The sequence below is a fragment of the Lysobacter sp. DMC97 genome (genome assembly GCF_056313745.1).
In genome coordinates, this window is record NZ_JBQUZR010000003.1 from 105346 (window position 1) to 119211 (window position 13866).

At 69.3% G+C, this 13866-nt stretch carries 13 protein-coding genes and 1 riboswitch; of the genes, 8 read left to right on the forward strand and 5 right to left on the reverse strand.

All coding sequences use genetic code 11. The annotated features are described in order from the left end of the window. Positions 1-5: 5 nt before the first annotated feature. The 5 genes from cyoC (at position 6) to ACT53Q_RS06620 (ending at position 3713) form a co-directional block, all read left to right on the forward strand. Complete coding sequence (gene cyoC, locus ACT53Q_RS06600; RefSeq protein WP_476186335.1) at positions 6-599, forward strand: cytochrome o ubiquinol oxidase subunit III; 594 nt, start codon at positions 6-8, stop codon at positions 597-599. Then, on the forward strand, positions 596-1006 hold the full coding sequence (gene cyoD / locus ACT53Q_RS06605) for a cytochrome o ubiquinol oxidase subunit IV (RefSeq protein ID WP_476185873.1): 411 nt from the start codon (positions 596-598) through the stop codon (positions 1004-1006). Before cyoC ends, cyoD begins: the two co-directional genes overlap by 4 nt. 80 nt (positions 1007-1086) lie before the next feature. Beyond that, a complete protein-coding gene (locus ACT53Q_RS06610; protein ID WP_476185874.1) occupies positions 1087-1785 on the forward strand; it encodes an SURF1 family protein in 699 nt (232 codons plus the stop codon). A 16-nt stretch (positions 1786-1801) separates the two neighbouring features. Then, positions 1802-3184, forward strand: coding sequence for an ATP-binding protein (locus ACT53Q_RS06615; RefSeq protein ID WP_476185875.1), 1383 nt, complete (start codon positions 1802-1804; stop codon positions 3182-3184). Further along, positions 3174-3713 carry a response regulator transcription factor gene (locus ACT53Q_RS06620; protein WP_476185876.1) on the forward strand — a complete coding sequence of 180 codons (540 nt, stop codon included), beginning with the start codon at positions 3174-3176 and terminating at the stop codon, positions 3711-3713. The genes ACT53Q_RS06615 and ACT53Q_RS06620 overlap by 11 nt, the downstream gene beginning before the upstream one ends. A 57-nt stretch (positions 3714-3770) precedes the next feature. Here ACT53Q_RS06620 and ACT53Q_RS06625 read toward each other — a convergent pair whose 3' ends face one another. Both ACT53Q_RS06625 and ahcY read right to left on the reverse strand, forming a co-directional pair. Beyond that, a complete protein-coding gene (locus ACT53Q_RS06625; protein ID WP_476185877.1) occupies positions 3771-4274 on the reverse strand; it encodes a DUF6623 family protein in 504 nt (167 codons plus the stop codon). Between the two features lie 260 nt (positions 4275-4534). Next, complete coding sequence (ahcY, locus tag ACT53Q_RS06630) at positions 4535-5956, reverse strand: adenosylhomocysteinase (RefSeq protein WP_476185878.1); 1422 nt, start codon at positions 5954-5956, stop codon at positions 4535-4537. Positions 5957-5988: 32 nt separating this feature from the next. Then, positions 5989-6089, reverse strand: a riboswitch (S-adenosyl-L-homocysteine riboswitch). Between the two features lie 197 nt (positions 6090-6286). Here ahcY and ACT53Q_RS06635 point away from each other — a divergent pair. Continuing rightward, on the forward strand, positions 6287-8779 hold the full coding sequence (locus tag ACT53Q_RS06635; RefSeq protein WP_476186336.1) for an alpha/beta hydrolase family protein: 2493 nt from the start codon (positions 6287-6289) through the stop codon (positions 8777-8779). An 80-nt stretch (positions 8780-8859) separates the two neighbouring features. Here the strand turns inward: ACT53Q_RS06635 and ACT53Q_RS06640 are convergent, their stop codons facing one another. Further along, complete coding sequence (locus ACT53Q_RS06640) at positions 8860-9360, reverse strand: fasciclin domain-containing protein (RefSeq protein ID WP_476185879.1); 501 nt, start codon at positions 9358-9360, stop codon at positions 8860-8862. A 205-nt stretch (positions 9361-9565) separates the two neighbouring features. Then, complete coding sequence (locus tag ACT53Q_RS06645) at positions 9566-9760, reverse strand: hypothetical protein (RefSeq protein ID WP_476185880.1); 195 nt, start codon at positions 9758-9760, stop codon at positions 9566-9568. A 240-nt stretch (positions 9761-10000) separates the two neighbouring features. On the opposite strand from ACT53Q_RS06645, the gene ACT53Q_RS06650 reads away from it, so the two are divergent. Next, positions 10001-10213 (forward strand): hypothetical protein, encoded by a 213-nt coding sequence (locus tag ACT53Q_RS06650; protein WP_476185881.1) that lies wholly within the window; start codon positions 10001-10003, stop codon positions 10211-10213. A gap of 331 nt (positions 10214-10544) precedes the next feature. After that, positions 10545-11864: a sensor domain-containing phosphodiesterase gene (locus ACT53Q_RS06655; protein ID WP_476185882.1), complete on the forward strand. Its 1320-nt coding sequence runs from the start codon at positions 10545-10547 to the stop codon at positions 11862-11864. A 25-nt stretch (positions 11865-11889) separates the two neighbouring features. On the opposite strand, the gene ACT53Q_RS06660 is transcribed toward ACT53Q_RS06655, so the two are convergent. Beyond that, positions 11890-13809 (reverse strand): potassium transporter Kup, encoded by a 1920-nt coding sequence (locus ACT53Q_RS06660; RefSeq protein WP_476185883.1) that lies wholly within the window; start codon positions 13807-13809, stop codon positions 11890-11892. Between the last annotated feature and the right edge of the window lie 57 nt (positions 13810-13866).

The window sequence follows — 13866 nt, forward strand, 5'->3', positions numbered from 1 at the left end:
ATGGGATGCCGGTATTCCTCGACACCGCCGGACATCACCATCCGCAGAACGGCTCGCTGTTCGGGTTCTGGCTGTACCTGCTCAGCGACCTGATGATCTTCGCCTGCCTGTTCGCTGCCTACGGCGTGCTCGGGCGCAACTACGCTGCGGGGCCGTCGGGTGCGGACCTGTTCGACCTGCGGCTGGTCGCGGCCAACACCGCGGTGCTGCTGCTGTCGTCGATCACCTACGGCTTCGCGATGATCGCGATGCAGAAGCGCAGCCGCAACGGCACCATCGGCTGGCTGCTCGCGACCGGCGTGCTGGGCCTCGGTTTCCTCGGCATCGAACTGTACGAGTTCGCGCACCTGATCCACGAGGGCGCCGGCCCGCAGCGCAGCGCGTTCCTGTCGTCGTTCTTCGCGCTGGTCGGCACCCACGGCCTGCACGTGTTCTTCGGCGTCGTCTGGTTGCTGACGCTGTGCGTGCAGGTCGCGCAGCGCGGCCTGAGCCGCGAGAACATGCGCCGCATCGCCTGCCTGTCGATGTTCTGGCACTTCCTCGACGTCGTCTGGATCGGCGTGTTCACTTTCGTCTACCTGATGGGCGTGCTGCCATGAGCCAGCTGTCTTCCGATGCCGCGCACGTCGCGCACCACGACCACCAGGATCACGACCATGACGACGGCATCCCGCACGTCTCGGCACGCGAGTACCTCACCGGTTTCGCGCTGTCGCTGGTGCTGACGGCGATTCCCTTCGCTCTGGTGATGGGCAAGGGCGTGCAGAATTCCACTGCGCTGGCGGTGGTGCTGCTGGCATTCGCGGCCGTGCAGATCGTGGTGCACATGGTGTACTTCCTGCACATGAACGCGCGCTCCGAAGGCGGCTGGAACCTGCTCGCGCTGGTGTTCACCGCGGTGCTGGTGATCATCGTGCTCAGCGGCTCGCTGTGGGTCATGCATCACCTCAACACCAACATGATGCCGGGTGCCCACGAGATGCAGGGGATGCAGGCGGCGCCATGAGCGCGATGACGGCCGTCTCCGCCACGATCCGTCACGACGCGCGCTCGGCGCCGCGGCGCGGCGGGCCTTCGGCGTGGACGATGGCTCTCTCCGCGCTGCTGGCGACGGCCTTCGCCGGTTTCGTCGCGCTCGGAATGTGGCAGTTGCAGCGCATGGCGTGGAAGCACGCGCTGATCGCACGCGTGGATGCGCGCATCCACGCCGCGCCGGTCGCGCTGCCGCCGCGTGCCGCATGGCCGGGCACGAGCGAGGAACGCGACGGCTACCGCCGCGTCCGCGTCATCGGCACCTTCCTGCCGGTCGCCGAGGCGCGCACGCAGGCCGTCACCGATTTCGGCATGGGCGCGTGGTCGCTGGCGCCGCTGCGCACCGACGCCGGCGACATCGTCTTCGTCAATCGCGGCTTCGTGCCGCAGGGCGCGCGCGCCGTTGCGCCGCCCGCGGACCGGGTGGAGATCGTCGGCCTGCTGCGCCCGTCGGAACCGGCCGGCGGCTTCCTGCGCCGCAACGTGCCGGGCGAGGACCGCTGGCATTCGCGCGACGTGGCCGCGATCGCCCGCACGCGCGCGCTGCCGGCCGCGTCGGTCGCGCCGTTCTTCGTCGACGCCGAAGCCGGCCCGCGGCCCGGCGGCTGGCCGCGCGGCGGCCTCACCGTCGTGCAGTTCCGCGATGCGCACCTCGGCTACGCGCTCACCTGGTTCGGTCTGGCGCTGCTCACGGCGCTGGCGGGCGCGCGGCTGCTCGTGTCGCGGCGCCGCATGGGGCAAGATGGCCGCTGACGAAGAGGGCCCCGCCATGCAGCCCATCCCCGCCGACCGGCCGACCGCGGAAACCGTCGCCAGCGGGCTGCCGCGGCCGTCCGCGACGCCCTCGGAGGCGCACGCCGGCCTGCGCGGCATGCACCAGCTCATCCAGTTGCGCTGGATCGCGGTGGGCGGGCAACTCCTCACGATCCTGATCGTCTACTTCGGGCTGCGCATCGCGCTGCCGCTCGGCTGGATGCTCGGCACGCTCGCGGCGCTGGCGCTGTTCAACCTGTTCAGCCAGTTCGTGTGGTGGCGTACGGGCCGCGTCTCGGAGGGCGCGCTGCTGGCCGCGCTGCTGGTCGACGTCGCCTCGCTCGCGTTCCAGTTGCACCTCGGCGGCGGCATCGCCAATCCGTTCGTGTTCCTGTTCCTGCTGCAGGTCGCGCTGGCGACCGTGCTGCTGCGCCCGCCGGGCAACTGGATCGTCGCCGCCGCCACCGCGTGCAGCGTGGCGCTGCTGATCGCGGTGCCCAGTCCCACCCGCATCGACGTCGACCTGTCGAAGGGCCTCGCCGACCTCTACGTGCAGGGCCTGCTGATCTGCTTCGTGCTGATCGCGGCACTGCTGGTGGTGTTCATCACCCGCATCGGCCGCATCCTGCGCGAGCGCGACGCGCGCCTGGCCGAGCTGCGGCAGCGTGCGGCGGAGGAGGAGCACATCGTGCGCATGGGCCTGCTCGCCTCGGGCGCCGCGCACGAACTCGGCACGCCGCTGTCGACGCTGTCGGTGATCCTCGGCGACTGGCAGCACCTGCCGTCGATGTCGTCGGAAGCGGAGATATACCACGACCTCGTCGAGATGCAGGCGCAGGTCGCGCGCTGCAAGTCGATCGTCACCAACATCCTGCTCGCCGCTGGCGAGACCCGCGGCGAGGCGCCGGTGCAGACCACGCTGCACGCCTTCCTCGACGAACTCGCCGAACAGTGGCGCACGCTGAGCAATCCTGCCGATTTCCGCTACCAGCGCCGGGTCGCGCCGAACCCGTGGATCGTGGCCGACGCCGGCCTGCGGCAGATGGTGTTCAACGTGCTCGACAATGCGCTGGAAGTGTCGCCGGCGCGGGTCGAACTGGAGGTTTCCGGCTGCGACGACGATCTGGTGATCGAGATTCGCGACGCCGGGCCGGGTTTCGACGCCGAGGTGCTGGACCGGCTGGGCACGCCGTACAACTCGACCAAGGGGCGCGCCGGCGGCGGTCTGGGGCTGTTCCTGTCGGTGAACGTGGCGCGCACGCTGGGCGGGCGACTCGCGGTGCGCAACCTGCCGCAGGGCGGCGCCGCGGTGACGGTGACGCTGCCGCTGGCGGCGATCGAGATCGACGCCGACCTCCACGATGGCCGCATGCACGAGGACCGCGACGATGACCGATGACCGCAGGCTGCTGATCGTCGAGGACGACGTGGCGTTCGCGCGGACGCTCGCGCGCTCGCTGGAGCGTCGCGGCTACGCGGTGCGCAGTGCGACCGGGCAGGAGCCGCTGGCGACCGTGCTCGACGGCTTCGCGCCCACGCACGCGGTGGTCGACCTCAAGCTCGCCGGCAACGCTTCGGGGCTGTCGTGGGTGAAGGACCTGCACGCCCACGATCCGGACATGCTGATCGTCGTGCTCACCGGCTTCGCCAGCATCGCCACTGCGGTGGAGGCGATCAAGCTCGGCGCGATGCACTACCTCGCGAAACCGTCGAACACCGACGACATCGAGGCCGCGTTCAAGCGCGCCGCCGGCGACGAGGAGGTCGAGGTCGGCGTGCGCAAGACCTCGTCGATCAAGACGCTCGAATGGGAGCGCATCCACGAGACGCTGGTGGAGACCGGCTTCAACATCTCCGAGACCGCGCGCCGGCTCGGCCTGCACCGCCGCACGCTGGCGCGCAAGCTGGAGAAGCGGCGGGTGAAGTGAGCCGCGGGCCGGCGCGCAACGTCGCGACCCGCGCATTGCGAAGCGTGTTCCGCGCGATCAGAAGAAATCCGCGCCGGCGGTCGTGATCAGCACGGTGCCTTCGGGGTCGACCGGCGGGGACGACACGGTGACCGCGACCGGGGTCATCTTGAACGCGATCGACAGGCCCCAGAGGACTTCGTGATCCGCGGCCAGGGTGATGGTGTTGCGGCCGTCGATGCCGGTCGAATGGTTGCCCGTGCGACGCAGCGGGCTGGGGCCGTTGCCGTTGACGAAGTCCTCGGCGTGGATGCGGTTCGGGCCGTCGAAGACGTGGATGCTGTCGATCGCCGCGTGCTGGCCGGTCTTGAACAGCAGGAACAGGGTGCGGACCTTCAGGCGCACATCATTGACGATCACCGGCGTCGGGATCGGGATGTGCGCCCACGCCGGCGGCGGCGATTGCCCGGCATTGAAGGTGAACTGCATTTCGGTGCCCCAGCCCCAGTGGCGGACCAGCAGGCCGCTCGGCAGTTCCGTCACCACGGCGTTGCCGTGGGCCCACGATGCGTGCTTGATCATTCCGTTCCTCCCTCGATGCGCTGCCCGGTCCGCGACTGTCGGACCGAAACCGGCGACGCCGGCTCTGGATGAACGGGAATCGCGGCGGACGAAGGCCAACGGGCGGCGACTGCCTGCTCTTGTAGGAGCGACGTGAGTCGCGACCCGACGCGCCATGAGGTCGCGACTCACGTCGCTCCTACGAAAAACGGAAGGGGCGCAAACGACGACGGGCGCCGAAGCGCCCGTCGTGGTGAAGCATCGCGGAGGAAACGCCGCGATCAGTAGCGGTAATGCTCCGGCTTGAACGGGCCGTGCACCGGCACGCCGAGGTACTCGGCCTGCTGCGCGGTGAGCGTGGTCAGCTTCACGCCGATCTTCTCCAGGTGCAGGCGCGCCACTTCCTCGTCCAGCTTCTTCGGCAGGATGTAGACCTTCGGCGAGTAGAAGTCCTTGTTCGCCCACAGGTCGATCTGCGCGAGGGTCTGGTTCGAGAACGAGTTCGACATCACGAAGCTCGGGTGGCCGGTGGCGCAGCCGAGGTTCACGAGGCGGCCTTCGGCCAGCAGGAACATCTCGCGGCCGTTCGGCAGCTTGTACTTGTCGACCTGCGGCTTGATGTTGATCTTCTCGGCGCCGCTGGTGTTGAGGCGGTCGACCTGGATCTCGTTGTCGAAGTGGCCGATGTTGCAGACGATCGCCTGGTCCTTCATGCCGAGCATGTGGTCGTAGGTGATCACGTCCTTGTTGCCGGTGGTGGTGACGTAGATGTCGGCCAGACCCAGCGTGTCCTCGACCGTGTTCACCTCGTAGCCTTCCATCGCCGCCTGCAGCGCGCAGATCGGGTCGATCTCGGTGACGATGACGCGGGCGCCGTAGGCGCGCAGCGAGTGCGCCGAGCCCTTGCCGACGTCGCCGTAGCCGCAGACGACGGCGACCTTGCCGGCCAGCATCACGTCCATCGCGCGCTTCAGGCCGTCGGCCAGCGACTCGCGGCAGCCGTAGAGGTTGTCGAACTTCGACTTGGTGACCGAGTCGTTGACGTTGATCGCCGGGACCAGCAGCTTGCCCTGTTCGGCCAGTTGGTAGAGGCGGTGCACGCCGGTGGTGGTCTCTTCGGAGACGCCCTTCCAGTCCTTGACCACGGTGGTCCAGAAGCCGGGGCGCTCCTTGGCGACGCGCTTGAGCAGGTTCTTGATGATCTGCTCTTCATGCGAGCCCGACGGGGTGTTCACCCAGTCGCTGCCGTTTTCCAGCTCGTAGCCCTTGTGGATCAGCAGGGTGACGTCGCCGCCGTCGTCGACGACCAGCTCCGGGCCCTTGCCGCCCGGGAAGGTGATGGCGTCGAGCGTGCAGTCCCAGTATTCCTCCAGCGTCTCGCCCTTCCACGCGAACACCGGGGTGCCGGTGGCGGCGATGGCGGCGGCGGCGTGGTCCTGGGTCGAGAAGATGTTGCAGGACGCCCAGCGGACGTCGCCGCCGATGTCCTTCAGAGTCTCGATCAGCACGGCCGTCTGGATGGTCATGTGCAGCGAGCCGGTGACGCGCACGCCCTTGAGCGGCTTGCTCTCGGCGTACTTGCGGCGGATCGACATCAGGCCCGGCATCTCGTGCTCGGCGATCTCGATTTCCTTGCGGCCCCAGTCGGCCAGGCCGATGTCGGCGACCTTGTGGTCCTGGATGGGTTTGACCTGTGCGTTCATGCGGTTCTCCGTCGTGTGTCCCATGGGGGGACAGTGAACGGGCGCCGTTGTTGCGGTGTGACCGCCCGCCGAGCCTGATCCCGGACACGGGACGCGCGGGCGTCCTGCCGGGCTTGCAGCGCCCCTCGGCGGGGGCAGGGCCGGCATTCTATCGCTTTCTCGCGATGGAACGATGAATCGATCCGCCGCCATGACCTGTGGCGCATGGCCCGGCGACGAACGGCGGCGAGGATGGGCGGTCGCCTCAGGCCGAATCCCGGGAGTCCCGCCGCCATGCCCCATCGTCCGTCCCCTGTCCGTCTGCCGGCGCTGCGCCGGCTCGCCCTGCCGCTGCTGCTGGCCGTGGCCCTGGCCGCGCCGGCGGTGCTGGTCGCGCCGCCCGCCGGTGCGCAGGCCGCCGCCGCGCAGCCCGCCGGCGGCTACCGCGAGCCCGTGGCCGAGCTGAAGGCGATCGTCGACGCCCCGCGGGCGCCGCAGGTGGCGCTGAGCCCGCACCGCGACCTGCTCGCGCTGCAGCAGGTGCCGCCGCTGCCGTCGATCGCGCTGGTGGCGCAACCGGAGCTGCGCCTGGCCGGGCTGCGCATCAACCCGCGGACCTACGCGCCCAGCCGGTTCTCCTTCGCCAGCGACCTGTGGCTGATGGACGTGGCCAGCGGCCGCGAGATCCGCCTGCAGGGGCTGCCGCAGCCGCTGTCGCTGGCGGCGGTGTCGTGGTCGCCCGACCAGAAATACCTCGCGCTGAACCAGCAGGACCCGTACTCGGGCGCGAACACGCTGTGGCTGGTCGACGTGGCCGCGCACACCGCGCGCAAGCTGCTGGATCGCCCGCTCAACACCGTGCGCGGCAACGTGACCTGGATGCCGGACAGCAAGCACCTGCTGGTGAACCTGCGCACGGGCCAGGGCGGACCGCCGCCGGACAGCGTGGTGCCGGCCGGCCCCAACACGCAGGAGACCCGCGGCAAGGGCGCGGTGCGCCAGATCCGTACCTACCAGGACATGCTGCACGACGAACACGACGCGCAGGTGCTGGAGCACTACCTGCGCGTGCAGCCGGCGCTGGTCGGCGTGGACGGCGCGGTGCGCGAGATCGGCGCACCGGGCCTGTACGTCGGGCTGTCGCCGTCGCCGGCCGGCCGGCACCTGCTGGCGGAGACGCTCGAGCGGCCGTTCTCCTACGTCGTGCCGTGGCAGTACTTCCCGCGCCGCATCGCGGTGCTCGATCTCGACGGCAAGCCGCTGCACACCGTCGCCACGCTGCCGCTGTTCGAAGGCCTGCCCAGCGGCAACGACGCCGTGCCCACCGGCGTGCGCGACATCGACTGGCGCAGCGATGCGCCGGCCACGCTGGTGTGGACCGAGGCCCGCGACGGCGGTGATCCCGCGAAGCCGGCCGAGGTGCGCGACGAAGTGTTGATGCAGCCGGCGCCGTTCGATGCGCCGCCGGTGTCGCTGGCGAAGGTCGGCAGCCGCGTCGCCAGCATCGCCTGGGGCCGCGGCGACGTCGCGCTGCTCAGCGAGTTCTGGTGGAAGACGCGCAAGGTGAAGACCTGGCGGCTGGCGCCCGATGCGCCGGCTACCGCGCCGGCGCTGCTGTTCGAGGGTTCCAGCGAGGACCGCTACGGCGATCCCGGCACGCCGGTCGCCGAGCGCGACGACAACGGCTTCCCGCGCCTGCGCTTCTCGTCCGATGGCAAGAGCCTGTACCTCATCGGCGACGGCGCCTCGCCCGAAGGCGACCGCCCGTTCCTCGATCGCTGGAACCTCGACACCAACACCAAGCAGCGGCTGTTCCGTTCCGCCGCGCCGACCTACAGCGACGTGGTCGCGCTGCTCGACGACGACGCGAAGCAGGTGCTGATCACCCGCGAGTCGCCGACCGAGCCCGTGAACTTCCATCGCCTCGACCTCGGCGGCAAGGCGAAGCCGGTGGCGCTGACGCACTTCCCGCATCCCACGCCGCAGCTGCGCGACGTGAAGAAGGAGCAGATCCGCTACAAGCGCCGCGACGGCGTCGAGCTCACCGCGAACCTCTACCTGCCGCCGGGCTTCAGGCCGGGCCGCGACAAGCCGCTGCCGACGCTGCTGTGGGCCTATCCGGCCGAGTTCAAATCGGCCGAGGCCGCGTCGCAGGTCACCGGGTCGCCGTACCGCTTCAACGCGATCAGCTACTGGGGCCCGCTGCCGTTCCTCGCGCGCGGCTACGCGGTGCTCGACAACCCGTCGATGCCGATCGTCGGCGAAGGCAGCAAGGAACCGAACGACACCTACGTGCCGCAGCTCGTCGCCGATGCCGAGGCCGCGGTCGACGAAGTGGTGCGCCGCGGCGTGGCCGACCGCGACCGCATCGCGATCGGCGGGCATTCGTACGGTGCATTCATGACCGCGAACCTGCTCGCGCACACGCGCCTGTTCAAGGCCGGCATCGCGCGCAGCGGCGCCTACAACCGCACGCTGACGCCGTTCGGCTTCCAGTCGGAGGAGCGCAACTTCTGGGACGCGCGCGACACCTACCAGACGATGTCGCCGTTCAACTACGCCAACGACATCAAGGATGCGCTGCTGATGATCCACGGCGAGGACGACAACAACAGCGGCACGTTCCCGATCCAGAGCGAGCGCATGTTCGCCGCGGTGAAGGGACTGGGCGGCACCGCGCGGCTGGTGATGCTGCCGAAGGAAGCGCATGCGTACCGCGCCCGCGAATCGATCCTGCACATGCTCGCCGAAAGCGACGCATGGCTGGACGAATTCGTGAAGAACGCGAAGCCGGCCACGACCGATGCGCCCGCGAAGGAGGCGACGCCGGCCGCGGCGCACTGAGCGCGGCCCGTGCCGCCCCGGCGGCCACGCAAAAAAACGGCGGGCAATGCCCGCCGTTTTCCTTGGTGTAACGCCGTGGGTCACGACTTGGTGGGGATGTTCACCTTGTCGATGCCATGGATGACGCCGTTGCTCGAGCCGATGTCGGCCGAGGTCACCTGCGCGCCGTCGATGCTGACCTTGCCGTCGGTGAGCTTGATCGGCGCCGACTGGCCGTTGACGGTGCGGGCCGAATCCCACTTGCCGATGTCGGACGCCAGCTTGCGGCCCTTCACGACGTGGTAGTTCAACAGCGAGGAGAGTTCTTCCTTGTTCTCGGGCTTCATCAGGCGATCGAGCTGGCCCGAGGGCAGCTTGGCGAACGCGGCGTCAGTGGGGGCGAAGACGGTGAACGGACCGGTGCCGCGGAGCACGTCGTTCATGCCCGACTGCCGCAGGGCGGTGCCGAAGGTCTTGAACGTGTCGTTCGCGGCGATCGTGTCGACGATGTTCAGGCTGCCGGGAGCGATGGCGGTGACGGAGGCGCCGGAATTGGCGGCAGCGCCGGCGTTGGCGGCGGTGGTGGGCGTGTTGGTATTCATTCGAGAATGGCCTTTCGAGTGGGATCGGCGATGGCGCAGGACGCGATCGCGCAGGATCCGGGGGCGGCCGAAACCGCGACCCGCCAGGAGGGCGGGCATGAAGGCTCAGTTGCGTGGGGTTCGCGGATGCGCCGCGGCTGAGTGGCCGTTACGACCTTGCGTCGTAATGCCCATGCAGGGTGCGCCTCCGATTGTTATTCCGATGTTATCCCGGCGCGCTCGGCGGAATGCGTTCACGTGAGGTGGTGTCGGACGCCTGTGCCACGTCGATGCATCTCGATGCGGAGCATGCAGGCATGTCTTCATGCGCCGCGCTCGCGAGCACCGTGACGGTGTCGTCGTGCCGGGTCGCATGCGGTCCTGAATCGCTCACGTAGCGATGCCGCTTTTCCACTTTCATGTGCGGATGTCCGGTGCGTGGCGCATGCGATGGATGATCACGGTACGTCGTGATGCGGTACGGGGCATGAATGAACGCGCCAACCGGCCGCGCTGGCCCGGGATCGGGCGCATGATCAGCGGGATGCGTATCCACTCGCATGAACCCGACGCGCACGATCTTCGCCGGGGCCTGCGCTCCGCACCCGCAGTCGCCGCCTGAGTTCGTCGGGCCAACAGGTGCCGGGAACAGGATTCATCGATGCAGATCTTGACGAGTCCACTGAAGAGATTCGTGCGTCATTTCCGATTCTGGCTGGCTGGCACGCGATGGAAAATGGATGCGTCGAAGACGTATCCGGAGGCGTCGCGGACGGGATGGCCGCCGCTGTCGGGCGAGCCGCCCATGAAGCGCCGCATGGGGGAAACGCGGCCGTGGCTGGCGAAAGGGCCGCGTGACGACTGGAAGCGATGATGCGATTCCGGGCGCCACCGGAATCGCCATCCAGGTCGTCATCCAAAGCGCCATCGAGAGCGCCATCGAACGCGTCGATCGCGCCGTGAGCGCAGTTCATTTTTCCCGAGAATTCGCGCATGGAATCGATCGTGTGCGCCATCCTCATTGACGCTGCCTTTGCTTGCGGGATCATTCGACGCATTCGTGCACATTGCATCCTGCGCATGCCTTGACGCGCTTTCCGGCAAGGGGTATCTGTCGCGCAAGGATGTCGCAATCGCGCCATCATCGCGGACGGACGGGGCAGGGCATGGGCAAGGAGTCTTTACCCAGGCGTGAGGATCCGCACGTGCAGGACGATCCCGCGCAGGACGACAAGGGCGCGGATGCGGGTCCTTCGCTCGGCCGGCATGGCGGGCTGTATGCCCGCATCATCGCGGCACAGAACGAGATCGTGCTGCTCGCGCACGATCCGAACCAGGTGGTGAACGCCGTCATCCGTCGCGCGCGCGAACTCACCCGCTCCACCGGTGCCGTCGTCGAGATCCTCGACGGCGAGGATTTCGTCTACTGGGTCGCGAGCGGTTCCGCCGAAGGGCAGGTCGGCCTGCGCTTGCGTGCGCAGGGCAGCATGTCGGGGCTGTGCATCGCCCGCAACGAAGTGCTGCGCTGCGACGATTCCGAAGAAGACCCGCGCGTGAATCGCGAAGCCTGCCGGCGCGTCGGCCTGCGTTCGATGCTGGTGACGCCGCTGGTGTACGAGGACAAGCCCTTCGGCGTGCTCAAGGTGCTGTCGCCGTATCCGCGCGCCTATCGCGCCCCCGACGTGCGCACCATGCGCATGATGGCGGCGCTGGTCGGTGCGGCGCTGGGCCACGCGCTGGGCTATTCCGATCTGCTCAGCGAATACCGCGGCCATCTCGCGGCCGAGCACAAGGCCGAGCAGCAGAAGTCCGATCTCGCCGCGCGCATCCGGGTGCTGATCCGCGACCACGCGCTGGACATGGTCTTCCAGCCGATCGTGTCGCTCGTCGATGGGCACGTGTTCGCGTACGAGGCGCTGTCGCGTTTTCCTTCGGGCACGCCGACGCCCGATGTCTGGTTCGCGCAGGCGGCGGACGTCGGCCTCGGCCTGGCGCTGGAGATGGAGGCCGTGCGCCTCGCGCTGGCCCGGCTCGAAGACGTGCCGCAGCCCTGCCGGCTGTCGATCAACGCGTCGCCGGACACCATCGTCTCCGACGAGTTCCGCGCGCTGATGTCCGGTCAGGCCGCCGAGCGGGTGATCGTCGAGATCACCGAACACACCACCGTGGCCGACTACGAACGGCTGTGCGCCAGCCTGCGCGAACTGCAGGCGCGCGGCGTGATGGTCGCCATCGACGACGCGGGCGCCGGTTTCGCCTCGCTGCGGCACATCCTCCACGTGTCGCCGGACATCATCAAGCTCGACATTTCGCTCACCCGCGGCATCGACAGCGACCTGCGCCGGCAGACGCTGGTGTCGGCGATCCAGACCTTTGCCAGCGGCACCAACGCCACCATCGTCGTCGAAGGCGTGGAGACCGAACGCGAGCTCAGGGCGCTGGCCGGGCTCGGCGTCGAATACGGCCAGGGCTATTACCTCGGCCGGCCCGCGTCGCTGGAGCGGATGCTGCCGATGCCCGCGTGAACGCGGATGCGGGTGTGCGATCCGCTCAGATCTCCACCGGCGTGCCCAGCTCCACCAGCCGCGTGGCGGGGATGCGGAAGAACTCGTTGGCCGGCGCAGCGTTGCGATGCAGGAACGCGAACACGCGGTCGCGCCATTGCGGCATGCCGCGACGCGGCGGCGCGAGCACGCTCTCGCGACTGGCGAAGAAGGTGGTGTCCATCGGATCGAACGCCGGCCCGCCGCGGTCGCACGAACGCATCAGCGCCAGCGGCACGTCCGGGGATTCCATGAACCCCACGCGCACGGTCGCGCGCAGGAAATCGTCGTCGATCCGCGAGAACGACAGCCGCCGGGCGATCGGCACGACCGGGATCGGCAGCGTCTCGACCGTCAGCAGCACGTTGCGGTCGTGCAGCACCTTGTTGTGCTTGAGGTTGTGCAGCAGCGCCTTGGGCACGATGCCCGGCGTGCCGGTGAGGAACACCGCTGTGCCGGGCACGCGCACCGGCGGCGAGAGGCGCAGGCCGGGCAGGAAGTCGGCGAGCGGCACGCCGTCCTTGCGCAGCTCGGCGTGCAGCATCGCGCGGCCGCGAGCCCAGGTGCGCATGACCGCGAACATCGCCACGCCCATCGCGATCGGGAACCACGCGCCGTCCTTGAATTTCGCCAGGTTGGCGGCGAGGAAGGCGAGGTCGACCAGCAGGAACAGCGCGGCGGCCGGCCAGAACGCCCACGCGGCCACCTGTCCGCGCATGCGCACCAGCACGATCAGCAGCAGGCTGGTGATCAGCATCGTGCCGGTGACGGACACGCCGTAGGCGGTGGCCAGCGACGTCGAGTCGCCGAAGCCCAGCACGGTGATGATCACCGCGATCATCAGCAGCCAGTTCACCGCGGGCACGTAGATCTGGCCGAGCGTCTCGCGCGAGGTGTGGCGCACGCCCATCCGCGGCAGGTAGCCCAGCAGCATCGCCTGGCGCGCGGCCGAGTAGGCGCCGCTGATCACCGCCTGCGAGGCGATCACCGTCGCCGCGGTGGCGAGGCCGATCATCGGATACAGCGCCCAGGCCGGCACGCCGAGGTAGAAGGGATTCGCGACCGCCGACGGATCGCGCAGCAGCAGCGCGCCCTGGCCGAAGTAGTTGAGCGTCAGCGCCGGCAGCACGATGGCGTTCCAGGCGACGGTGATCGGGCGCCGGCCGAAGTGGCCCATGTCCGCGTACAGCGTCTCGCCGCCGGTCACCGCCAGCACCACCGCGCCGAGGATGATCAGCCCGTGCCAGCCGTGCGCCGCGAAGAAGCGCGCGCCCCAGCGCGGGTCCAGCGCCTGCAGCACCTCGGGATGGCCGATGATGTTGTGCACGCCGATCGCCGCCAGCGCCGCGAACCACACCAGCACCACCGGGCCGAACGCACGGCCCACGACCTCGGTGCCGAAGCGTTGCAGCAGGAACAGCAGCACCAGCACGCTGACGGTGACCGGCAGGACCCAATGCGAGAGGCCCGGTGCGGCCACGCCCAGGCCCTCGACCGCCGACAGCACCGAGATCGCCGGCGTCAACACGCCGTCGCCGAAGAACAGCGCCACGCCGAACACGCCGAGCAGGCCGACGACGTAGGCGCCGCGCGAGCCGGGCGCCAGGCCGCGCGCGACCAGCGCGGTCAACGCCATGATGCCGCCCTCGCCGTCGTTGTCGGCGCGCATGATCACGGTGACGTACTTCACCGTGACCACCACGACCAGCGACCAGAAGATCAGCGACAGGATGCCGCAGACGCCGGCGGCGTCCGCTGCCACGCCGTAGTGCGGCGAGAAGGCTTCCTTCAGGGTGTACAGCGGACTGGTGCCGATGTCGCCGTAGACGATGCCGATCGCGCCCAGCATGAGGGCGCCGAAGCGGCCGCCATGCCCGTCGCGCGGAGCGGCGGGCGCGGTGGCCTGCGGAGAAGGGGCGATGTCCATGGCGGCGCGTGGCGGGAGAGGCGCGCAGTCTCCCGCCGCGGTGCGTAAAGTCGGAAG

What these genes read in the sequence shown, in the direction of transcription:
- cyoD (WP_476185873.1), top strand. Translation starts at nt 596, where the DNA reads ATGAGCCAGCTGTCTTCCGATGCCGCGCACGTCGCGCACCACGACCAC.
- ACT53Q_RS06610 (WP_476185874.1), top strand. Translation starts at nt 1,087, where the DNA reads ATGGCTCTCTCCGCGCTGCTGGCGACGGCCTTCGCCGGTTTCGTCGCG.
- ahcY (WP_476185878.1), bottom strand. Translation starts at nt 5,956, where the DNA reads ATGAACGCACAGGTCAAACCCATCCAGGACCACAAGGTCGCCGACATC.
- ACT53Q_RS06650 (WP_476185881.1), top strand. Translation starts at nt 10,001, where the DNA reads ATGCAGATCTTGACGAGTCCACTGAAGAGATTCGTGCGTCATTTCCGA.
- ACT53Q_RS06645 (WP_476185880.1), bottom strand. Translation starts at nt 9,760, where the DNA reads ATGAAAGTGGAAAAGCGGCATCGCTACGTGAGCGATTCAGGACCGCAT.
- ACT53Q_RS06625 (WP_476185877.1), bottom strand. Translation starts at nt 4,274, where the DNA reads ATGATCAAGCACGCATCGTGGGCCCACGGCAACGCCGTGGTGACGGAA.
- ACT53Q_RS06620 (WP_476185876.1), top strand. Translation starts at nt 3,174, where the DNA reads ATGACCGATGACCGCAGGCTGCTGATCGTCGAGGACGACGTGGCGTTC.
- ACT53Q_RS06660 (WP_476185883.1), bottom strand. Translation starts at nt 13,809, where the DNA reads ATGGACATCGCCCCTTCTCCGCAGGCCACCGCGCCCGCCGCTCCGCGC.
- cyoC (WP_476186335.1), top strand. Translation starts at nt 6, where the DNA reads ATGCCGGTATTCCTCGACACCGCCGGACATCACCATCCGCAGAACGGC.
- ACT53Q_RS06640 (WP_476185879.1), bottom strand. Translation starts at nt 9,360, where the DNA reads ATGAATACCAACACGCCCACCACCGCCGCCAACGCCGGCGCTGCCGCC.
- ACT53Q_RS06615 (WP_476185875.1), top strand. Translation starts at nt 1,802, where the DNA reads ATGCAGCCCATCCCCGCCGACCGGCCGACCGCGGAAACCGTCGCCAGC.